22 protein-coding genes are annotated in these 20,886 nt (G+C 41.1%); 15 read left to right on the top strand and 7 right to left on the bottom strand.

Annotated features, from left to right (window positions below):
* Positions 1–28: 28 nt before the first annotated feature.
* Positions 29–1,453, bottom strand: coding sequence for a sodium-dependent transporter (locus MHN32_RS19860; RefSeq protein ID WP_010374065.1), 1,425 nt, complete (start codon positions 1,451–1,453; stop codon positions 29–31).
* A 221-nt stretch (positions 1,454–1,674) separates the two neighbouring features.
* Between MHN32_RS19860 and MHN32_RS19855 the strand changes: the two genes are divergently transcribed.
* The 5 genes from MHN32_RS19855 to MHN32_RS19835 all read left to right on the top strand — a co-directional run bounded on the left by MHN32_RS19855 (position 1,675) and on the right by MHN32_RS19835 (position 4,772).
* Positions 1,675–1,974, top strand: a complete 300-nt coding sequence (locus MHN32_RS19855) for a YciI family protein (protein WP_138583523.1) — start codon at positions 1,675–1,677, stop codon at positions 1,972–1,974.
* Between the two features lie 108 nt (positions 1,975–2,082).
* A complete protein-coding gene (locus tag MHN32_RS19850; RefSeq protein WP_010374059.1) occupies positions 2,083–2,340 on the top strand; it encodes a PepSY domain-containing protein in 258 nt (85 codons plus the stop codon).
* A gap of 2 nt (positions 2,341–2,342) precedes the next feature.
* A complete protein-coding gene (locus MHN32_RS19845; protein ID WP_010374057.1) occupies positions 2,343–3,017 on the top strand; it encodes a response regulator transcription factor in 675 nt (224 codons plus the stop codon).
* On the top strand, positions 3,011–4,354 hold the full coding sequence (locus tag MHN32_RS19840) for an ATP-binding protein (RefSeq protein ID WP_211866261.1): 1,344 nt from the start codon (positions 3,011–3,013) through the stop codon (positions 4,352–4,354). Before MHN32_RS19845 ends, MHN32_RS19840 begins: the two co-directional genes overlap by 7 nt.
* The gene (locus MHN32_RS19835; protein WP_010604978.1) at positions 4,338–4,772 is read left to right on the top strand and encodes a hypothetical protein; all 435 of its coding nucleotides are present in this window, start codon (positions 4,338–4,340) and stop codon (positions 4,770–4,772) included. The genes MHN32_RS19840 and MHN32_RS19835 overlap by 17 nt, the downstream gene beginning before the upstream one ends.
* A gap of 121 nt (positions 4,773–4,893) precedes the next feature.
* Here MHN32_RS19835 and MHN32_RS19830 read toward each other — a convergent pair whose 3' ends face one another.
* Positions 4,894–5,931: an AI-2E family transporter gene (locus tag MHN32_RS19830; RefSeq protein ID WP_239422604.1), complete on the bottom strand. Its 1,038-nt coding sequence runs from the start codon at positions 5,929–5,931 to the stop codon at positions 4,894–4,896.
* 115 nt (positions 5,932–6,046) lie between these two features.
* Here MHN32_RS19830 and MHN32_RS19825 point away from each other — a divergent pair, with 115 nt between their 5' ends.
* The gene (locus MHN32_RS19825; protein WP_239422603.1) at positions 6,047–6,943 is read left to right on the top strand and encodes a TIGR01777 family oxidoreductase; all 897 of its coding nucleotides are present in this window, start codon (positions 6,047–6,049) and stop codon (positions 6,941–6,943) included.
* A gap of 14 nt (positions 6,944–6,957) precedes the next feature.
* On the opposite strand, the gene MHN32_RS19820 is transcribed toward MHN32_RS19825, so the two are convergent.
* On the bottom strand, positions 6,958–8,283 hold the full coding sequence (locus MHN32_RS19820) for a murein transglycosylase domain-containing protein (RefSeq protein ID WP_235367747.1): 1,326 nt from the start codon (positions 8,281–8,283) through the stop codon (positions 6,958–6,960).
* A 41-nt stretch (positions 8,284–8,324) separates the two neighbouring features.
* A complete protein-coding gene (locus MHN32_RS19815) occupies positions 8,325–8,903 on the bottom strand; it encodes an LPP20 family lipoprotein (RefSeq protein ID WP_239422602.1) in 579 nt (192 codons plus the stop codon).
* 176 nt (positions 8,904–9,079) lie between these two features.
* On the opposite strand from MHN32_RS19815, the gene MHN32_RS19810 reads away from it, so the two are divergent.
* The 3 genes from MHN32_RS19810 to MHN32_RS19800 are packed head-to-tail and all read left to right on the top strand — an operon-like array spanning position 9,080 to position 12,351.
* Positions 9,080–10,741, top strand: a complete 1,662-nt coding sequence (locus tag MHN32_RS19810) for a hypothetical protein (RefSeq protein WP_239422601.1) — start codon at positions 9,080–9,082, stop codon at positions 10,739–10,741.
* Positions 10,742–10,745: 4 nt separating this feature from the next.
* Positions 10,746–11,363, top strand: a complete 618-nt coding sequence (locus tag MHN32_RS19805; protein WP_174168739.1) for a penicillin-binding protein activator LpoB — start codon at positions 10,746–10,748, stop codon at positions 11,361–11,363.
* Positions 11,311–12,351, top strand: coding sequence for a hypothetical protein (locus MHN32_RS19800; protein WP_237116513.1), 1,041 nt, complete (start codon positions 11,311–11,313; stop codon positions 12,349–12,351). The genes MHN32_RS19805 and MHN32_RS19800 overlap by 53 nt, the downstream gene beginning before the upstream one ends.
* Before the next feature lie 36 nt (positions 12,352–12,387).
* Here MHN32_RS19800 and MHN32_RS19795 read toward each other — a convergent pair whose 3' ends face one another.
* From MHN32_RS19795 to yejK, 3 genes are all read right to left on the bottom strand, one after another.
* Entirely contained in the window at positions 12,388–12,792 is a 405-nt protein-coding gene (locus MHN32_RS19795) for a phosphate ABC transporter substrate-binding protein (protein ID WP_010374038.1), read from the bottom strand.
* 10 nt (positions 12,793–12,802) lie between these two features.
* On the bottom strand, positions 12,803–13,879 hold the full coding sequence (locus MHN32_RS19790) for a porin (RefSeq protein ID WP_010604987.1): 1,077 nt from the start codon (positions 13,877–13,879) through the stop codon (positions 12,803–12,805).
* Positions 13,880–14,033: 154 nt separating this feature from the next.
* Entirely contained in the window at positions 14,034–15,047 is a 1,014-nt protein-coding gene (yejK, locus tag MHN32_RS19785; protein WP_239422600.1) for a nucleoid-associated protein YejK, read from the bottom strand.
* Between the two features lie 65 nt (positions 15,048–15,112).
* Here yejK and MHN32_RS19780 point away from each other — a divergent pair, with 65 nt between their 5' ends.
* The 6 genes from MHN32_RS19780 to MHN32_RS19755 all read left to right on the top strand — a co-directional run bounded on the left by MHN32_RS19780 (position 15,113) and on the right by MHN32_RS19755 (position 20,705).
* On the top strand, positions 15,113–15,325 hold the full coding sequence (locus tag MHN32_RS19780) for a DUF1414 domain-containing protein (RefSeq protein ID WP_010374035.1): 213 nt from the start codon (positions 15,113–15,115) through the stop codon (positions 15,323–15,325).
* 4 nt (positions 15,326–15,329) lie between these two features.
* A complete protein-coding gene (locus MHN32_RS19775; protein WP_239422599.1) occupies positions 15,330–16,850 on the top strand; it encodes a DUF3413 domain-containing protein in 1,521 nt (506 codons plus the stop codon).
* Between the two features lie 65 nt (positions 16,851–16,915).
* A complete protein-coding gene (locus tag MHN32_RS19770) occupies positions 16,916–17,392 on the top strand; it encodes a DUF4094 domain-containing protein (RefSeq protein ID WP_239422598.1) in 477 nt (158 codons plus the stop codon).
* Between the two features lie 162 nt (positions 17,393–17,554).
* Positions 17,555–19,303 (top strand): bifunctional isocitrate dehydrogenase kinase/phosphatase, encoded by a 1,749-nt coding sequence (aceK, locus tag MHN32_RS19765; RefSeq protein ID WP_239422597.1) that lies wholly within the window; start codon positions 17,555–17,557, stop codon positions 19,301–19,303.
* On the top strand, positions 19,293–20,231 hold the full coding sequence (locus tag MHN32_RS19760) for a LysR family transcriptional regulator (protein ID WP_010604992.1): 939 nt from the start codon (positions 19,293–19,295) through the stop codon (positions 20,229–20,231). The genes aceK and MHN32_RS19760 overlap by 11 nt, the downstream gene beginning before the upstream one ends.
* A gap of 99 nt (positions 20,232–20,330) precedes the next feature.
* Complete coding sequence (locus MHN32_RS19755) at positions 20,331–20,705, top strand: hypothetical protein (protein WP_239422596.1); 375 nt, start codon at positions 20,331–20,333, stop codon at positions 20,703–20,705.
* Positions 20,706–20,886: the final 181 nt, after the last annotated feature.

Below are 20,886 nucleotides of genomic sequence, written 5' to 3'. Positions count from 1 at the left end.
CATCGTGCCCAAACCAAATGTTCCGTTGCTAGAAGCCAAAGATACTGAATGCAAAATATTTAGTTGCAACGGTATTAATGAAAATAGCTAACAGGATCACCGGGATGAATGTAGATAGGGAGAAATTAATATATTTCTCAGTAAAGCTGCCTACGTACCCCTCTGAACCTTGCGCAAGTTCTTCATTCAAACCAGATTTTTTCCAGCGATAAGTAACAAATAGACACAACAGCAGACCATTCAAGGGTAAAATAGTGTCGTAAAACACATCGTAGATTAGGTCAAAGAAGCTCTTCTGAGCATCGCCATAACTTACAAAACTTGTAAGCCAATCCACCATTCCAAAAGACATAGTAGATAGCACAGTCAAGATACCTGTGGTCAACGCTAAGATAATCAATGCCTTTTTACGTGAAATACATTTTTCTTCCATCAAAGTCGCTGTAGGCACCTCAACAATTGACACTAGCGATGTTATCGCGGCAAAGAAAACCAGTAAAAAGAAAGTACCTGCAACTATTGAGGCACCGACGTAGCCAATATCATCTTGTAAAGCCAATAACAATTTAGGCAAGTAATCGAAAATCATAGATACTGAAGAGTCAGATAACTTACTTGGATCTGTATTCGGATTAAAACTAAAGATAGCCGGAAGTACCATCAGACCGGCAATGAATGCCACTAATGAGTCTGTAATAGCAACCATTTTAGAGCTACCGACAATGTCGTCTTTCTTAGAGATATAGGAAGCATAAGTGATCAATATACCCATACCTAAAGACAGTGAAAAGAAAGCCTGTGATAGCGCACCATTTAGCACACTTGCATTCATTTTTTCGAAGTCAGGAACGATGTAATAGCGTACACCTGCCATTGCGTTATCAAGGGTTAGTACGTATGCGACAAGGCCAATTAACATGACAAATAACGCTGGCATGAGTAACTTAGCCGCTTTTTCGATTCCTTCTTTTACACCGCCAACCAAGATAAGATTAACGATCACACCCACTATCAACATATAGATGAAAACATTGGTATCGTTGATAAAAGTGCCAAAGTACTTCGGAGAGGCGAGTACATCTAAGTTACCTAAAGCTGTTTGCGCTAAGAAGCCAAAAATCCAAACGGTAATAACCATATAGAAGACGGCAATCATAAACGGCGTGAGTACAGCCAAGAATCCAGCTATTGACCACTTTTTATCATGATTAGATAGCAGCTTATATGCGCCAAACGGGTCCTTTTGGGCTTTCCTACCCATTGCCATTTCGGCCATCATGACAGGTAAACAGATAAACACTACAAATAGTGCATAGATTAGTAAAAATGCCCCACCACCATTTTTTGCGGCGGAAACAGGAAAGCCGACTAAGTTACCAATACCAACAGCAGAACCTGCAGCGGCAAGGATAAACCCTAATCGGGAGCTAAAATGCTCACGGTTTGCACTCATTGCAATCAACCTTATTATTATTTTCTACAAATATCCGAAGGACTCTACCAGTCAAGCTGAGTGTTTTTCAAGTTTAAATGTCTAATCACTGAAAAACTCTGTGTACATTTACTTTTGCACTGAGGGCGTTTTATCATAGTATTGATAAACGGGCCTGAACAGCCGACAAAATACGTAAAAATAACAATAATAACCTAGAAACCAATCCGGAACTAATACTTATGCTTTACATGATCTATTCAACCGACGCTGAAAACTCATTAGAAAAGCGTCTTGCTGTACGCCCTGCTCATCTAGCTCGTTTAGAAGAATTAAAACAACAAGGTCGATTGTTTGCAGCAGGCCCGTTACCGGCGATTGACTCGGAAGATCCTGGTGAAGCGGGTTTTACGGGTTCTTTGGTTATTGCTGAGTTTGAAAACCTAGAAAGTGCACAGCAATGGGCGAGCGTCGATCCCTATATTGATGCTGGTGTCTATACTGCTAGTATTGTAAAACCGTACAAGCGAGTTCTGCCATAAAAGTTTACTGAACGTTAAGTTCAGCAAAGGTTAATTACAAAAGCACTAAATTTGTTTGAGATTTATGAAGTTTAGACACTTAGTATCTATGAAACTGTGGAGCTTAAAATGCGATTGCAACTCACTCTTTTAGCGTTGATTTTGGCGTTCGCTTCGAGTGTAGCAGACGCCAATAGCCGCAATGATAAGAATGTAAAGACAATTACAAAAAAAGAAGCTGTGTCTCTGGCGCTTGATAAGTACGCTGGGAAGACGCTTAAGATTTCTGAAGAAAATCAGTTTTTTGTGGTAAGAATTCTCCAACCAGATGGTCGAATTGTTGACTTAAAAGTAAACAAGAAGACAGGTGAAGTAAATAAGGACTAAGGATGCGTATTTTAGTTATCGAAGACGATATTCAACTAGCAGAAAACCTGCGAAATGCATTAGAGAAAGAAAAATATAGCGTTGACTTGTGTCATGATGGTGAGTCTGGATTATTTCACCTTGAAGAATATCCGTTAGATATGGCAGTAATCGACCTCGGTTTGCCAAAACTTGACGGTATTGAAATTATCCGTAGAGCACGTGCTAACGGCGTTAAGATCCCTATTTTAATCTTAACGGCACGCGACCGCTGGCAAGACAAGGTGGAAGGCCTTGATGCAGGTGCTGATGACTACCTCACTAAACCGTTCCATGTTGAAGAGCTAATTGCGCGCTGTAATGCACTTATTAGACGTAGCGCTGGACAAGCAAATCCAGAGATTTGCATTGGTCCAATCAAAATCCATACTCGCTCACAGCAAGTCTGGGTTAACGATAACGAGCTATCACTAACAGCCTATGAATATAAAGTTTTAGAATACTTAATGGTTAACCCACAAAAAGTCATTTCTAAATCTGAGCTCACTGAGCACATATACGATCAGGACTTTGACTTAGACTCTAACGTCATTGAAGTGTTTGTCTTAAGGCTGCGTAAGAAACTTGATCCTGATGGCACTCTGAACCCTGTTGAAACCCTTAGAGGACGTGGATATAGGTTCAAAAATCAGTGGTAAACAGCTCTCAAATTTCGCTTAAAATAAGACAAGGATTTATCCTTGTCTTTGTGCTTATTATTGCCCTTCCCGCGCTATTTTTCTCCGTGGGCAGAGCTTATTACTCTTCTTTAGTCGATGCGACTGAAAAAACATTGGAAGCCCACCTCTACTCACTTATCTCTGAAGTCGAATTTGTCTCTAACGGACTCGAAATGCCTCGCAGTATTCTTGCACCTGAGTTAAACAGATTGAATTCTGATACTTATGCTCTGGTCTATCAAGATAACTCCCTCGTTTGGTATTCCGAGTCGGCTGTAAACCTCTCAATTTCACCTGACTTTTCAGAAAACCAGGCTGGAGCATCTGAGTTTAAGCGAGTTGAATATAATGGCGTACTGTTTTGGCAACTTAGCCTGACCGTTATTCTCGGAAATGCAGAGCAATCGCAGCAAGCCCGCTTTGTACTTTTAAAGAAAAATGACGCGCTGATGGAGTTAATGTCAGGGTTTAGAAACACCTTGGTCAACTGGATGCTGGTTATGGGTGTAGTGATAGCCGGATTGATGGCATTTGGGTTTGTATGGAACGCAAGGCCGCTGCAACGACTCGATAGAGAAATTAAAGAGATTGAAGCTGGCGAGCGCGATAAGATCACAGGTCTTTACCCCGTCGAACTCCTAACAATCAAATCCGACTTAAACCTACTATTGGAATCTCAAAAGCGTCAAAAAGAGAGATATAGAGCTTCACTTAGCGACCTTGCGCACGCGTTAAAAACTCCCCTTGCGGTGATCAAATCCAGTCCACTGGCAAAAGATGCAGACGCTCAGGAGCAGCTAGACAGAATCAATGCAATGATCGAACATCAATTGAAACGTGCTGCAACGGGCGCATCCGATACATGGAAGAAACAAACATCAGTAAAACCCGTACTTGACTCAATACTCAACGCCATGACTAAAGTGTATCATGACAAGCACATTCAATTTTCATCCGAATGTGGTGAGGAGGTTGCATTTTTAGGTGATAAAACGGATTTAATGGAAATTCTTGGTAATATTATAGATAACGCCTGTAAAGCATGTGGTTCCTTGGTCGATATAAAAGTAAGTGCACCTAAAAAGCGCCTACTAATCATAGAAGTAGAAGATGATGGCCCTGGCATTCCAGAGCATCGCCGCTCAGAACTACTAACCAGAGGTGCAAGATTAGACACCTATGAAGCTGGCCACGGCGTAGGAATGGCTATCGTATCTGATTTAGTTAAGTCCTATCATGGCTTGATGCAAATAGGTACTTCCAGACATGGTGGCGCGAAATTTACGATAGAGTTTAACCATGAAAAGAATAATTAGCAGTCTATTGGTATCGGGATTAACCTTTTCTGTGATTGCAGACGACGATGTCACACTACAAGACTGTACGAAGTATGAGTCAACGCATCCGGAAAAGGCAAAAAAATTCCTCATGTGCCTGGATGGCAATATCAACTTACTTGAACGTCATCGTCAAACCTGGATCACTAAGTTATTGCTCGATACTAAAAAGTACCAAGCGGACACTGGTAATACACAGATCTTGCCAATTATGGAACGTGCCCTTCGCAATCAGGAGGAATATATGGAAGACAGCTGCCGGTGGCGATACTTACTAGACATGCCAAACGCGACGCGCTCAGCGACAGCTTATAAAAATTGCAAAATTGCATTTTTAAAAGCGCACATCATCGAGCTAAAGAGCAGTAAAGTATTGAAAGAAGATTTGAATCTCTAGCGACATTTTTGATTGGATTATTAGGTGCTAAGCTTTAATAACCTGAGCTTCAGATAATGACGAGTAAACCTTAGAAAGGAGCTGTTTATAGCTCCTTTTTATTTGCCGGATCTCAGCGTTGTTAAGATGGTCTATTATCGGGTTGTTCTGAACCGAGAAGGATTGCAAGCCATTTACCCTCTTCACTGGTTTCAAGGGCAATTTTCACAACCATGGTAAGTGGCACAGAAAGCAGCATTCCCACAGTTCCGAGTAACCACCCCCAAAATATTAACGAGAGAAACACTACCAAGGTCGATAAACCTAGCCCTCGACCCATAAACCTCGGCTCAATAATGTTGCCCATTAAGGTATTAATACAAATGTAACCCACAGCAACAATGCCGCTCACCAATGGTCCTTGTGTCACTAAGGCCAGTAAAACAGGCGGCACAGCTGCAATGATTGAACCTATGTTTGGAATATAGTTAAGCAAAAATGCAACTACGCCCCAAAGCACGAAGTAATCAACACCTAAAGCCCATAAAAATACGGCCGCCACGACACCAGTCGCCAGTGAAACAAGCGTTTTAATCGCCAAATAGCTATTGATAGAATCTAAAAATCTATCAATTTGCTGCATTTTCATCTCTGGATCGTCTAGGGCAAGATGCACTTTGTGGCCCAAAGAAGGTGCCTCAAAAAGCATGAAGACGACGATAAGCAAAATTAAAAAGCTATTTGCCATCACACCACCAAAGCCAGTCAGCATGTTGGTGGCCACATCGATTAGCTTATTTGGGTCTAGCATGCTAATAAGTTGTTGTTTATCCAATAAGATATTGTAGTTCGCGGCAGTACTAACCAACCAAACGAACTTTTCTTGTAAGTCTTCTTTATAAGTTGGCAGCTGCTTGGAGAAATCATTGACTGATTGCCCAACAAGCCCACCAATACTTGCACCAATTAAAATCACAAGTCCGATAATCACCAGAATGGCCAGCCCTTTTGGTATTTTAAAGCGAGCCAAAAACTTGAGCATGGGATTACAGATAATCGCAATGAATGCGGCTAATATAAACGGCACAACAATCTCAGACGCAAGCTTGATCCCACCTAACACTAAAAATAGCGAGGCCAAAACCACCAGCGTTTTGTTAATTCCAGTTAGTGAAGACACAGTTCACTCCTTTTGCTTTTTTACCATTCTAAAACAAACCACCTATAATGAAAATGAGTGATCTAACTCCTTGCTAAAACGTAAGTTTATTTGAATACAATAAAGAGTATTGAGAATGAATATATTCATAACAGGCGCTACAGGATTAATTGGTAAAAAGCTATGCCAATTTTTAGTACACAAACATAATCTGGTTGTACTGACCCGTTCGCCTTCAAAAGCTGTAAACCTATTACCAGGAGGGGTTAATTGCGTCACCGATACCGATGATGTCGACTTTAATGAGCTTGATGCGGTCATTAATCTTGCGGGTGAACCAATAGCCAATGGCCGGTGGAGCAAAGAAAAAAAACAAGAGATCTACAATAGCCGGATAAAAATCACTGAGCAAATCGTTACAGCGATAAACACTGCGACGTCACCGCCCAAGGTGTTTATTTCAGGTAGTGCAATAGGTTTTTATGGACGCCAACCGGATAACTTGACCATCACTGAAGATTTCAAGGATTACCATGATGAATTCTCCCATAGGCTGTGCCGAGATTGGGAAGATACCGCCTTTAGAGCCAGCTCCAGCCAAACTAGAATATGTATAATAAGAACAGGCATTGTGCTTTCAAAATCGGGAGGTGCTTTAGATAAAATGTTACCGCCTTTTCGATTTGGCGTTGGCGGCCCGATTGGTTCTGGAAGACAGGTGATGTCTTGGATCCATATCGACGATATGATTCAGGCGATAATGTATCTACTTAAACATGACGAGATCTGCGGTGTTATTAATGCAACAGCCCCAAACCCGGTATCAAATAAGCAATTTTCTCAAGCCTTAGCACGCGCTATCTCACGCCCTTGCCTATTTACCGTACCACCGTTTGTCCTCAAATTGGCATATGGTGAAATGTCAGAATTGCTATTGTATGGCCAATACGTCGTACCAAAAAAACTTCTCGATGCAGGTTATCGATTCCGCCACGATCATATTGAAGATGCCTTGAACGCACTTAACTTATAACTTTGTGCAATACTTTATTCAGATGGTATATAGAGCTTTTCCCGCGTTAAGACTTTATCCAGGTAATGTTTGGTTTCATCATACGGTAAACTTTTGTCTAGCGCTGCTAGTACGTTTTCTGGCGAGAGTGAATTAATTATCTTTGCTGCTTTTGTAATTGATCTCGAATCATCAGCATTAAAAACGCGAGCAACATTTCCAGCACCGGTGTTATAAGCCGCAATCGTGCAATACTTACGACTAAGTGGGTTATGTATTTTACTCAGGTAGCGCTTATCTAGAATATTCAGGTAAGCCGTCCCCGCTTCAATATTATTATCCGTCACATATAGATAAGGTGCCGACATCGGTTCATCGCGATTGTACAACATACGATTCACATCAACACCCGCACTCGTCGGTACTATCTGCATCAAACCAAACGCAGGAATGTGTGACTTTGCCATTGGGTTAAAGTGGCTTTCGGTGTGCATAACCGCAAAAATTAAACTAGGTTCAATGTCAAAGCGCTTCGCTTGTGCATTCACTTGGCTAACATAACGTTCTGCTCGATGCTTGGAAAGTTCAGTCTGCTTGGGTAGCTTAAGCACGATTTCAGATACGACAGTTGCTTCACTTTTACCAGTATTACTAGCTGTTTCTAATAGCTTTTTAAGGCGTTTTTGCTTTAACAACTCCAGCTTTTTCTGTTGCGCTTGTTGTTGAGCCTCTGCTAATTTTGAATCTTCACCGTCAATGATGGCCTCATCCGTCTGACGTTCTATGTAGCGTTGCTGTTGTTCGAATTGGCTATCTATTTGCTTTTTCGCTGCGATCAACGCTTTTGCACGAGCAGCGTTATCCACTTCACGTTTCGTTGTTTCACTTTGGTTTATCGCGAGCGTATCAACATTAAATACATCAATTACTGCACGGTCTTTCGCGGTAAATTCCTTGTATAGGGCTTGAAGTTGAGCCTGAGATACCTTTTCATCTTCTGCATGCCTAATGCTTACTACCAACTCATTGGCTTCAAAGTCGACAACCATTCTGGATGATAAATCGTCACTGTAGGTGACAAATGCAGCTTGATCAGCAACAGTTATATCTCCCCACTGTTGGATCACATTATCACGAAAGGCATCGTACTCTTCAAAATGCTCTTCGACATAATCAGCAAACTCACTTAATTGTTGGCGTTTATATTGCTCAAACTCGCTCAGCTCTTCATCATTAGGCTCGGAGGTTTGCCAACGTGACATTTTCTCTGATAGCTCTTCAAAAAGCTGGGCTTGACTCGCCACCGCACTTGGAATGGCACTTAACGCCATGACTAAAAATGAGTATATCGATTTGCGCATAGAGCGTTCCTTTCAAAAAATTAAAGCGTGAAACTCACGCTTTAATTAGTTAGCCTTGCAATTTCCTTCTCCAGATCTTTTTCTGCTTTGTAAGCTTTAAATTCTTGATATAAAAACTTTTCATCTTGAGGGTTTACACTGCGCTTACTTTCTTTGATCAAATCTTTGAAAAGTTCTTTAGTCTGATCAGGTGATAACGTCGTCAATGCACAGAAATAATCTTTACCAGAAATATCGATAACATCGGCCTTAACGATACGAGAGCCATTTAATGTTTGTTTAGTCAATTGTTTGGATACAGAGCTAAAGGTTGCGCCTACCGTTGTGTCATCGTTTGCATCTGTACGGTTCGCGAATGTCTTATCAAGGCCTTCAACACGGGTTTCAATTTGCTGAGCTAACGCAAGACGTGCATTTGCAACCGCCATTTTTTGATCGATTGAAATGTTGCCCGAGTATTTCACACAATCTGCTGCAGCTATACCATCTTCGATTGTTGGATTGAGAACCCATTCTGGAATATTAACTCTTGGGCTTGAAGCCGCATCATCTTTACTTGAACTACAAGCCGATAGCATCCCTATAGCGGCCACTGATATAAGTAGTTGTTTTGCTTTCATGTTGGGTTCCTTAATTGCCCTGATTACGGAATAAAATTTATCAAAAAAATTATTGATTAACAGTAATAAATTGTAAAAACGATTTTTAACAATTTAGCACTTTCAATTCAATTTTTTACTATTTAATTTATTGTTATATGATTGAACACCACAACACTGCCATTATAAGAACAAGTATGCAAGGAATGCGATTCCAAATTGATTTATATAACTTCATGATAAAGCTCTTTATCTTTACTGGTTGCTTGATGCTGAGCGGCTGTAACTTGACCCCTAAAGCCAACAAGCAGGCCATAGAATACGCGGAGCAAGGAGATTTTATCTCAGCCCAACAGCGTATTGACGATGCCTATAAAAATTCATCTAGTAACGAATTATTGTATTACCTAGAATCAGGCATGTTAGCTCACTTACAACATCATTATGAGTTAAGTAATCAACATCTTTCTCACGCAAAAGAAATTATTGAAGCCGCTTACACTGTCAGCATCAGCGACCAGCTTTTTTCTGCTTTTACTGGTGCGAGTTACAAAAAATATACTGGCCGTGCTTTTCATAAACCTATGATCCATACATTAATGGCGCTTAATTATGTATCGTTAGCAAACGCATCAAAAGTGAATCGTGTTGCTATGTATGACTCTGCACTGACAGAAATGCGTCAACTGGATTTATATCTCTCTCAATTACAGCAAAAAACCGGAGGCTACGTAAATCAGCAAAAGGCAGGAAATGATATTGAGCAAATTTTTAAAGCGATTTTTAATCAACCATTTATCAGCGGTGAACTTGAGTATAAAGACGATGCATTTGCACAGTATTTAAGCGGCGTTCTATATGAGCAACAAGGCGAGCTAGATAGTGCTCGGATCCAATATGAGCGAGCGGTGAGCGCATACAAAAATGGCTTTAGTAAACAATACAAACTAGGTCAATATGCAGGCCAACAAGCACAGCAAGACCTCAACAGAATGGTTGCAGACAAGGAAGAAAACTACTTCACATTAGTTCAAAGCTTAGGTGTATCACCGCAACGCAAAGAGTTTAACCTTTACCTTAGACCTGATGAAGAGGCACAAGCATTAGTGATTACGCCAATTTATTGGGGAACAAAAGAAGAACGCCAAGCCCAGTTCGCATGGTTTAATTTAATGTTTGCTGATACCAGTCTGTTTGATCTCATTCAAAACTATGCGACAGGCGACTTTAGCGATGTTGTATTAGGCACTGTCACAAAACGCTTACCTCTCGGTGATAAATTATGGCAAAAAGCGGTAGACGAAGGGGTGATTGATGCACTCAAGTATGGCAGTAGAATCTCGGTTACTTACTTACAACCTCATAAAAATGATATTCAACATGTTGCGCTTTTCGCCAACGGACAAAAACTTACAGAATTACACCCCTTTTATTCGGTAAACTTACTCACACTGTACGACGCGCTAGGTAATGCCAATATGGAAATTTACACCGCTATTTCACGAGAAGTGTTAAAAGCAGTCACAGCAAGTAAAGCTATAAAGCAAGTTGGCATCCAACAGAACTCGCTGTTGGCAGGGCTTGCTCAGCTAACATCATCTGTCACCAACGCCATTACAGCAGCGGCAGACACAAGGCAATGGCAATCTTTACCGGGTGAGATTAGAGTGGCTCGAGTGAAATTACCCGAAAATACCACTCACCTGCAATTGCAAACCCAATTAAGGACTGGCAGAGTAATTAAACAGGATATACCGCTGACTCAAACAGCACCATTGCTCAGCCACATTCGCACCTTCACCGGTGTAGCTGAACCAGAAAAACAAAATTATTTATCATCTCTAACTAACATGGACTGAATACATGAAGCCTAAATTTGCAGTTAAATTAGTTGTCCCAATGCTCATCGCGTCTTGCGCAGCTATGACGGGTTGTTCTTCAACAACCAAAGTGAGTCGCGTGGACGCCAATGAAGAAATAGCGCTTTCAGATAAATGGAATGCCAAAGACTCTCAGTTAGTTGCTGAAGCAATGATAAGCGATATGCTCGGCTTCCCTTGGGTACGTGAACACCGTGCCAAAGAAGGCACTCGACCCGCAATCATTATTCAATCTGTTCGTAACAAGTCGCATCAGCATATTGCAGTTGACACTTTTTTGAATGACCTCAAGCGCGCCATATTGCGAAGCGGGCAAGCTGACTTCGTCGCAAACCGCTATGTACGAGATGAAATTCGTGAGGAAAGGCGAGACCAAGAGCTTAATTCAAGCCTCGAAACTCGTAATGAGATCGGCCAAGAGCAAGGTGCTGATTATGCACTATCCGGCACGATTAACTCATTTGTTGATGAACAAGGTGGTAGTCGAGTCACTTTCTACCAAGTAGATCTTCGATTAATAGACATGACGACTAACCGAGAGGTGTGGAATGGACAGAAGAAAATTCAAAAACTTCAAGAGCGCAGCGGGTATGGTTTCTAAACGTCTAGCGTTACCTCTGTGTATTCTACTTAGTTTATCTGCCTGTCAGTCTACCAAGCAGGCTGTTGCAAAGGAAGAAAGCTTGCCCATTTGGGCTACACAGCAACCGAGTTCCGATTATCTAGTGTATGGCGTTGGTTCAGCGAGTCATATTGTAGATAGGACGGAAGCCAAACTTGCCGCCCAAGAAGCAGCTAGATTGGCGATTGCCAAACAGTTAAATGTGGAAATTGAAGGAACAACACAAGTTGCTCAAAGTCAAGCTAATGGCGATTTTTCGTATCGAGTGGATGAGATTTTATATTCTCGAGTCCCAAGTATACAATTACAGGGGATCAATATTGAGCAGGAGTTTTACTCCACAGAGCAAAAAACGGCCTATGCCCTTGCCTCATTTAACAAAATTGAGTCAAGAATGCACGCTGAGCTTGATATTAGACAACTTGACGAAGAGATCAGTAACGCGACTATTTCGGCACTAACCAATTCAGAAAAATTAAAAGAAGCGATGGCAATTAAGCGACTAATTGCTAAAAGACGCAAAGCAAACGAATATCACAGGCAATTAGGTGGCGGCAGCATTGCCATACCAACCTCAGTGAGCAACAAAAACAAAATGCTGAATGATTTTATTCAGTCATTAACTTTTAGTATTTCATCAAAGTTTTGGGGACAGGAGTCTATCCGCAATCAGTTAGCCGAGAGCCTGACTAAGCAAGGTCTTACTGTCGTGGGTGAAAAACAAAGTGCAGACTTTCAAATTGATTTTAGCGTTGATTTCGAAGACGTGAAGAAAAACAGCACTTATTATGTTTTTGCCAACTCAAGTTTAAAACTCATGGAAAACGATAAAGAAAAGGCGCATGTTTCTGCACAAATAAAAGCAGCGTCTAGTTTTGAGAACATGGCTAAGTCTAGTGCTGAAGAAAAGTCAGCAAAAATGCTAAGCAAAAAACTGACGATGTTAATCATTGATAGCAAAATCTAAAGTAAGGCCCTTTTATAGGGCCTTACTTATCTCTTCCTAAAATGACTTCACCACTTTAACGCTGCTATCTGCAGCTCCCGAAGATACAAACCCAATTAGGTTAGGGTTACTCGCAACGAGTTTAAGTACCTCAGCATCATCGGCGGCTTCTTTTGGTGGTGTCCCTTTTCCAGTAAATACTAATTTTGACCAATAAGCTTTAAGTTGGCTTGATGACTTATTAAGTACCTTTTCATTAAACTCATCGGTTACCGTCGAGCCATCAGCCTGAGTTATCGGAAGTGCTTTAGAGCCATCGGAGAATGACTTTGATTTACCAATAAAAATTTGCTTAATTTCATTTTCATCAAGTGTAGAGGTATTGGCAGGATTGACAATGACATCCACGGCTAGGCAACTAAAAGCGCTGCAAAGTAGAGTAAGTAAAAATAATTTTTTCATGCTTCTCTCCTTAAAATACCATGTCGATGCCAATTGTAATGGCTTTACTATCACCTGCGACCGCTAAACCAACGGAGTTATCCTCTACCTCATCGTACTGAATCTTGAAAGCAGCGGAGGAATGAAAATCCCAACGTACTCCAAACGAAGTGGTTTCATGGCTTTCGGCATCGTCGCCCTCGCCTTCAAAATCTGCGTAAGATACGAATGGCGTGATATTGTCAAAGCGATAGCCCAGTGTCAGCATCTTAGTGTCTAGATTGCCGTCTAAGTCCAACCGATTTAGCTCAGATAAAATAAAGAAATTTCCCCAGTCTGCATTTACTGCTAAACCATAAAACTTACCATCTCGCTCATCACTCCCCTCCCATAAAACAGGCTCTCCAGAGCGATACCGCTGGTTGGTGTAACGCATATGGGTTAAACGCACTTCAAGCCAATCATTACTGGTTTGAATTACGCCGCCTAGGATGTCTTTCCAGATTTCTCTAGTTGGCTCTTGAAAGAAAAACTCGCTCAACAGCTTATTGTCATCATCGTCTTCTTTACCGGCGTAAATATTCCCGCTTAATGACCAGTCACCTATACTGCCGCTGTAGAGCATATTGATGCCATTATAATTAAAGATTTGCCAGGTGTAGTTGTCCGCGGGTGCACGCATCCAAATATAGGCGTAACCCACATCATAAAAGTCGGAGTAATAGAATAGCGGTAAGCGCTTTTTACCTGCTTGGAACGTCCAATTCTCATTAATCTCATAGGACAAATAAGCCCACTCGAACTTTGCATCAAAATCGTCTGCGCCGCGCGCAACAATTTGACCAGTAACACTTAAACCTTCTGTTAGATCAGCACTAAATTGAAGACCCATCAGTGTTTCAGGTTCAAATGAGATATCCTCGTCGTAAACACTGACGATAGGATAATCGGCGAGAAATATTGGATCGTTTATTCCGAATTGTGGAACACCGCTTCCGCTCAGCACCTTACCAGCATTGATACTTGCGAATCCGGAAAAGTTAACCTCTGCATGCCCTGAAAAACAGGCAAGGCAAAGGGTACAACCTAAAGCTAGTTTCATCTTCATTGTGATTCATCCCAATTGCTTGTTCTACAAGTACTACATTGCAAGTATAGTTAAATTTAAGAAAATGCTAGCAAAAGCAGCAAATTGATATAAATATTTGCAGAAAAAGGGATGAAATAGGAACAAAAAAGCAGCTTACGCTGCTTTTTATAAACTAAGATTCGCCATTATAATAACGTTCAATTTGGTCCTTTAAGTTAGGCGGTACACCTTTAATCGTAAGTGTATCAGTCGCAGCATCATAAATAACCCGCTCACCCAAATGCTTACGTTCAAAGCCAACGCTTACTCCACCGCCAAGCCCGGAAAATTTCACCATACTCGTTACTGTCTTTTTATCGACAGGAAAGCTTTCTTCCAGCTCATAGCCCTGCTCTTTATAAAAGTCTTCAAACTTTACGTCTGAAGACTTAGAAAGCGTCTCGGACAGTGTATTAACATCTGCGTCCTCGCCGCTTGAAACACAGTCGTTACAGTAATCAAAAATTTCCTTGCGGATGTCGTCTTTTTCAGACTTTTCAAATTGCTGTGTAGACAAATAATCCTCAACCGCGTGTAACATAGTTTGTGATTGCTGCTTTGGATCGATCCCCTCTTCACAACCAAGAAAATCTAAAAAGAAATCAGCAACTTTTCGACCAGCACGCCCCTTAATGAAGGAAATATAACGGTTTTCTTCTGCGGCTGTATCCCAAGCATCTAAATCGATTCTAGCAGCCAATTGCATACGTGAAATATCTAAGTGTTTTGCTGCGGATAAGTCTAAGTCTGAGGTAATCGTGTAATGCTCTTTAATATTAATCAGTGCAATCATAATAAAATTGCTGGCAACATACTGATAATGACAAAACACTAAATACCCAGTTTCATGAAATGCATATTTATTAAGCTCTTCTTTAAGCACATTGGTTGCTTCTTGGGTTAAATTCCAAAAGTTAAGCTCATTATTTCTATAACTCTGCATCGCAGACGCGACCACACTGCTTTTTTCGCCGCTAAAAGCACAGAACCCTTTACCCGGTTTGCCATTGTAGGCATGATGCAATTGTTCAATGAAAACATTAACTTTGTCATTGATTTGCATTTCATCGTCACGTAGATGTATTTCGGTATCTTCGTCTTGTTTGTCTACATAGTGAACAACTAGTTTTTTTACCTCAACGCTCATCTTTGTTTTTCACGCCTCTAATGTTAAAATGTAAAAATTATTGCTTTTATAAATTGAACCAACTGATGCCTATCCAATCAAAGTATTCCAATAAACAAGTAGAAGAAATTGTTGACCAATTAGTTAATGTATTAAGCTCGCAAAACGCACCAGTTGATCTCAGCTTAATGTGTTTGGGTAATTCTATCACGCACATTCTAAAAGAACATGTTCCAGAGAGTAAGAGACAATCTGTTGCCGAAAATTTTGCCAAAGCACTTACACAATCAGTAAAGTAACGGAATGAATCTTACACCGCACAGCCCTTTTTCATCAAAAGCAAGTCAATTACTCAGCTGGGGACACTGGTTTACCTTTGCTAATATTGGCTTGGTTTTATTGATTAGCTCAGTTTATTTGTTCGCCGACAAAGCGCCAAGTACCTTTGTCGGTTGGTTTTATATGCTGATCACGTGGATAAGTCATACCAGCTTTATCACTTTTTGTGCGTTTGTATTAACTATCTTTCCGCTTAGTTTAATATTCCCTTACCCGCGACATATTCGCGGGATGGCTGCAATTATTGCCTCGGTTGGTATTGTTGTACTAACAGTGGATGCCTTTGTTTACCTACAACTTGGCTACCATATAAACCCAGCTTCGCTTTCCGATATTTTTGTTTTATTGTGGGAAACCTTAGTCGGATCATCCCTCATTAATCTCATTGTTACCTTTGCAATGCTTGGACTGGTGCTCACTTTTGAACTACTCGCAGGTAATTATGCTTGGCGTCATTTGGCCGAGCTTAAATCCTATAAATTCCCTCGCTATGCAACGGGGACCATTGTTACCTGCTTTGCGCTCAGTCACAGCCTGCATATTTGGGCCGATGCGAATGCCTTTTTCGATATCACTAAGCAAGATAATGTATTACCTCTCTCCTATCCTACAACCGCAAAGAGCTTACTCGCCAGACACGATTTACTTGATATCGAGCAGTATGAAGAAGCGCACTCATTAAGCATTGGTGATACGCATTCAAAATACAAAGCCCCTGTAATTTCGGCGGTATGCAAAGAAAAGAAAGATACCACAGAGCAACCTATCAACGTTTATGCTTACACAGATGAGGCGCTGTTCCAAAAAACAGCAACAACACTTCAGAGCAACGGTAAAAATAACGTGTTCCGAATGGATTCTGTTTTACGCGCAGGAAATAGCAGCGATGCGCTATTCAGCCTGATATACGGTCTACCGAGTTATTATAAAGAGTCTGTCCTGCTACAGCAGCAAGTTCCGGTATGGTCAATTAATAATGACTTAATGAGTGTTAATGCTAACGGCGAGTTCTCTTTTGTTCCTTCTCATCAAGCAAGTAAATTAACAATCATTGAAGTAAGTGACGAAATTGACATTGATAGTTCAAAGCCGTTCGTGGCAATTGATATTAGTGCACAGCAAGCGACGGTATTAACCAGTTCTGCGGTAACGAACATTGAGCTGTTTGCTCAGGCTTCTGGTCTTGTGCAGCCCAATGACATCACCTACACCCTGTTAAGCTCTTATCTAGGCTGCGACCCCCTTGCTCAGCAAAGCATGCTGGCATCGAACATTAAAACTCGCTCTCATGCAGAAGGCGTTAACTTTACGCAAGGTGTCTTAGTTGCCTTCAAAAAAGACAAAATCACCTTAGTCAATCAAGATGGTAGCTTCAAGCAGATGTCAGCAAAGGAAGGCTTTGTGTTAAACGGTAATCTAGATATTCCATTTTTAATACAAAGTATTAAGACATTAAAAAAATTCACGGCCCCTGAAGCGCAATAACCTTGAACAAAGTGGGATGTCATCTATGGTTAAGTAGATATTAACTGTTACAGCAAGGATGCCATATGCAATTATATCTAAAACTACTTGTACTGATTTTTGTTTCTACTCAATGTTTCGCCACAACAACGGTAAAATACTTTAAATGCACGACCGACAGAGGCATCGTTTTTAGCCAATTTCCCTGTTCGGCCAATGCGACCCAGCATACGATAACCACATCCGATCCTAAAGCCTCGGCTCCCTCAGAGCAGCACTATAAAACGTTAAACAATTTGGAACGTAACCAAATTGCGAAAAGGACAAAGCGTGCACTCAGAGCCAAACACCATGAAAAAGCCGTGCTCAATCGCAAAAGAGATACCGCAGTTAGAGAGCAACAAGATCAATTAACTAAACTGATGAATGAAGACAGGCGCAAAAAGGTCGTCAGACAAGTTAAAAAGGAAATAAAGGCCATTAATAAGGCACATGCTAAAGCGATTAAAAGCCTAGAGAAAGAGATTTCAAAATTAGAAAGGCAACTCAAAGAATATGAGTGATATAACCGCTCAATTACATTGGTTGTTTTTTGAGAGTCACACTTGGTCTATGCGCATTCGCTATAGTTATGCAAATACCTTAACTGGTATTACCAGATGACTTTTCGCACATTACCTTGTAAAGTGAAATCACTCCGCGTGGATAATTTATGAGGGATGTAGATGCAAGCACAGCAGTTAGCAGAGCGAATTTTATCAGGTTTTCAAAACCACTATCACGCATTTGTAAAAATTACCAAACTGGCACCCATCGCTTTTGCTGCTCAAAATTGGGGAGAGATAGAGCGGATAAGTAAAGCGAGGATCAGCCAATACGATAGTAAAGTTGATGAAACCGCACAGAAGTTAATACAACTCTATGGCTCTACGCAACTGGATGAATCGCTATGGTATAAAGTAAAACAGGCTTACCTTGAGCGTCTTACCTTTCACCCTCAACCAGAGCTTGCTGAAACTTTCTATAATTCAGTTTTTTGTCGCCTCTTTCACCGCCGATATTACAATAGCGATTTCATTTTTGTTGAAACCCAGCTTGCTAACGCCACATCACTCCCTGTAGAAGCAGAGTATCGAAGCTATTTTCCAGTCGTCAGTGGCCTCAAACCCACCATCAAAAGAATCATTGAACACATTGACTTTCATTGTGAATTTGAAGATTTAGATAGAGATATTCGACTACTCGTTAAGGCGTTTCTTAAACAAGCACCTAACACGCATCATCAGACGCACTTAATGCGCTTCGACATCCTCAGCGCACCTTTCTATCGTAATAAAGGCGCCTATATTGTCGGCCGAGTGGTATCTAAATCTGGTGTACAGCCGTTTATCATTTCGGTATTACACGCACAAACTGGGGGCTTACTGATCGATGCGCTGCTTACCAACAGCTCACAAATGCGGGTGATTTTTGGTTTTGCGCGGGCTTACTTTTTAGTAGAGACCCACGCCCCATCTGCGCTAGTTAAGTTTTTAAATCAACTCATGCCAAATAAAACAAAGGCTGAGCTTTATAACGCCATCGGCTTTCATAAACAGGGGAAAACCGAATTTTATCGTGAGTTTTTACACCACTTAGCTAATTCCGAAGAACAATTTGAAGTCGCTCCAGGTACACCGGGTATGGTGATGATGGTATTCACTCTGCCAAGCTTTCCCTATGTTTTTAAAGTGATCCGTGACCAATTTCCAGAAAGTAAGCCATTTACAAAAACAACCGTTTTAGAGCGCTATCAACTTGTAAAACGCCACGATCGCGTAGGTAGAATGGCAGATACAATTGAATATTCCGATGTGGTGATCCCACTTGCACGTATTTCACCAGCCCTTTATCAGCTATTGCTGGACTCTATCTCTCAAAGTATACGTATTGAGGGGGATAATATGGTGATAAAGCACTTGTATATTGAACGCCGTATGACACCGCTCAACCTCTTTGTACAGCAAGCCGATGAAGAAACGTGTGAGCAAGTCATTAGAGATTACGGCTATGCGCTCAAAGAAATGCTCGCTGTAAACATTTTTCCAGGTGACATGCTGTTAAAAAACTTTGGCGTGAGTAAACACCATAGAGTTATCTTCTACGACTATGATGAGGTGCAATATCTCACGGAAATGAACTTTAGAGCGCTGCCAAAACAAGGGCTAGATAATATGTACGACTCTGGCGATATTTCCAGTGCACCACAAGACGTCTTTCCTGAACAGTTGTGTACATTTGTTCTGACAAATCCTACACTAAAGGAAATGTTTCTGCGCCATCATGCTGATTTGGCTGAGGTGTTGTTTTGGCAGCAAGCACAACGAGATATTCGTGAGAAAGTCGTAAGACATATTTACCCTTATCCACATGACAATCGCTTTCTCCAAAATGCCAAAAAAGAAGAATACAAAGGAAAACTGAGTGAACATTAGTAAAATTGACCTTAACCTGCTGGTTTACCTCGATACCTTACTTCGAGAATGCAATGTAACACGTGCCGCAAATCAATTAAGTATTACCCAACCGGCAATGAGTAACGGTCTTAAGCGTCTCAGAAACCTCTTTAATGACCCTATTTTAGTACGTACCAGCGAAGGCATGGTGCCAACAGAGCGCGCGCTTGAGCTGCAGCCTGTGATCCGTGGCATACTCATGACTTTGGAAGAAACCTTAGCCCCTAACAGGGAGTTTGAAGCAGCGAGTAGTAATCGAGTGTTTAGGATTATGGCCAGCGACTATGCTGCAAGTACGCTTGCGCCGAAACTTCTAACTAAACTTCATGAGGAAGCCCCAGATACGACCCTTGATATTCTCACGCCGAGTGATGTTACTTTTCATGATGTAGAAAATGGCAAGGTAGACATGGCAATTAACCGCTTCGAAAATCTACCGCAATCGTTTCACCACAAACGAATTTGGAAGGATAGTTTTTGCTGTCTGGTGAAGTCCGATAACCCCGTTATTACCAACTTTACGCTTGATGCCTATTTAAAATCTCGCCATATTTGGGTAAGTAAAACCGGATTTGGTGTTGGGGTCGGAATGGATCCCGCCGATGTACAGAAACTTGGCTGGGTTGACGAGGCACTCGCACACTTTGGAAAACACAGAAACATCGCAACTTTTACACGTAATTACCACGTTGCAATTCACTTAGCAAAAGAGCAGAACTTAATCGCAACATTACCGTCAAAAGCCGCGAATATCTATCGTGATGATCCGACCTTAACAGTTTTGGAGCCGCCATTCCCTATTCCGCCGTTTGAGTTAGATATGATTTGGAGCCCGCTATTACACCGTGATGCAAGCCACATTTGGCTGAGACAAAAAATCGCTGAGGTAGCTGAAGAGCTAGCATAGCGATATAACTAAGCTTTGCTTTGGTGCGCTTTTTGAAATTGGTATCGCCAGCTAATTGAACTATCCTTTTATCTATATGCATAAAAGGTGCAATAGAGCATGGCGAAATTCTCTTATAGAGCAACGGTTGATAGTAAAGAGAAACTTATCCACGCAGCCGCATACGGGGAATGCGTGGAAGCCAATATCATCGAGATGTACAAAAATTTAGGGCTTGCACTTAAATCGAATCAGCTAAAAAGTTTAGTTATCGACGTCTCTCAATTACATATCACCTACGACTATCCAAGCGTGCTAACCGTTTTACAAAAACTCAATCAATTTGTCGATGGGGTTACTCTTGCCCGAGTTATCTCCCCCTCAGACACCAAAAGTGGATTAATTGAAGCATTTGCTGAAAAGCACGGCTTAGCGATTAAAAACTTCGAGAACTACAACGACGCAGTGGCTTGGGTACATGCTGTGAATACATAAAATAATTAAGGAAATTCAGAATAAAGTCATGAAATTAGTGATATTATTTGCCGTTGGTCAATAGCAGATGGCCAACCATAAGTAATACCAATTGAATTAATTCTCTAATCAATTTGAAGGGTGAAATAGCATATTAGCTTCGTTAAAAATTTCTCATTTAGAACAACTAAATAGCAAAATT

The organism is Pseudoalteromonas sp. Of11M-6 (assembly GCF_022347905.1).
Classification (GTDB): domain Bacteria; phylum Pseudomonadota; class Gammaproteobacteria; order Enterobacterales; family Alteromonadaceae; genus Pseudoalteromonas.
Note: the sequence above shows the minus strand (reverse complement) of the source record. Positions and strands in the feature narration are given on the sequence as shown.

What these genes read in the sequence shown, in the direction of transcription:
- MHN32_RS19860 (WP_010374065.1), bottom strand. Translation starts at nt 1,453, where the DNA reads ATGAGTGCAAACCGTGAGCATTTTAGCTCCCGATTAGGGTTTATCCTT.
- MHN32_RS19855 (WP_138583523.1), top strand. Translation starts at nt 1,675, where the DNA reads ATGCTTTACATGATCTATTCAACCGACGCTGAAAACTCATTAGAAAAG.
- MHN32_RS19850 (WP_010374059.1), top strand. Translation starts at nt 2,083, where the DNA reads ATGCGATTGCAACTCACTCTTTTAGCGTTGATTTTGGCGTTCGCTTCG.
- MHN32_RS19845 (WP_010374057.1), top strand. Translation starts at nt 2,343, where the DNA reads ATGCGTATTTTAGTTATCGAAGACGATATTCAACTAGCAGAAAACCTG.
- MHN32_RS19835 (WP_010604978.1), top strand. Translation starts at nt 4,338, where the DNA reads ATGAAAAGAATAATTAGCAGTCTATTGGTATCGGGATTAACCTTTTCT.
- MHN32_RS19825 (WP_239422603.1), top strand. Translation starts at nt 6,047, where the DNA reads ATGAATATATTCATAACAGGCGCTACAGGATTAATTGGTAAAAAGCTA.
- MHN32_RS19820 (WP_235367747.1), bottom strand. Translation starts at nt 8,283, where the DNA reads ATGCGCAAATCGATATACTCATTTTTAGTCATGGCGTTAAGTGCCATT.
- MHN32_RS19815 (WP_239422602.1), bottom strand. Translation starts at nt 8,903, where the DNA reads ATGAAAGCAAAACAACTACTTATATCAGTGGCCGCTATAGGGATGCTA.
- MHN32_RS19810 (WP_239422601.1), top strand. Translation starts at nt 9,080, where the DNA reads ATGCAAGGAATGCGATTCCAAATTGATTTATATAACTTCATGATAAAG.
- MHN32_RS19805 (WP_174168739.1), top strand. Translation starts at nt 10,746, where the DNA reads ATGAAGCCTAAATTTGCAGTTAAATTAGTTGTCCCAATGCTCATCGCG.
- MHN32_RS19800 (WP_237116513.1), top strand. Translation starts at nt 11,311, where the DNA reads ATGGACAGAAGAAAATTCAAAAACTTCAAGAGCGCAGCGGGTATGGTT.
- MHN32_RS19795 (WP_010374038.1), bottom strand. Translation starts at nt 12,792, where the DNA reads ATGAAAAAATTATTTTTACTTACTCTACTTTGCAGCGCTTTTAGTTGC.
- MHN32_RS19790 (WP_010604987.1), bottom strand. Translation starts at nt 13,879, where the DNA reads ATGAAGATGAAACTAGCTTTAGGTTGTACCCTTTGCCTTGCCTGTTTT.
- yejK (WP_239422600.1), bottom strand. Translation starts at nt 15,047, where the DNA reads ATGAGCGTTGAGGTAAAAAAACTAGTTGTTCACTATGTAGACAAACAA.
- MHN32_RS19780 (WP_010374035.1), top strand. Translation starts at nt 15,113, where the DNA reads ATGCCTATCCAATCAAAGTATTCCAATAAACAAGTAGAAGAAATTGTT.
- MHN32_RS19775 (WP_239422599.1), top strand. Translation starts at nt 15,330, where the DNA reads ATGAATCTTACACCGCACAGCCCTTTTTCATCAAAAGCAAGTCAATTA.
- MHN32_RS19770 (WP_239422598.1), top strand. Translation starts at nt 16,916, where the DNA reads ATGCAATTATATCTAAAACTACTTGTACTGATTTTTGTTTCTACTCAA.
- aceK (WP_239422597.1), top strand. Translation starts at nt 17,555, where the DNA reads ATGCAAGCACAGCAGTTAGCAGAGCGAATTTTATCAGGTTTTCAAAAC.
- MHN32_RS19755 (WP_239422596.1), top strand. Translation starts at nt 20,331, where the DNA reads ATGGCGAAATTCTCTTATAGAGCAACGGTTGATAGTAAAGAGAAACTT.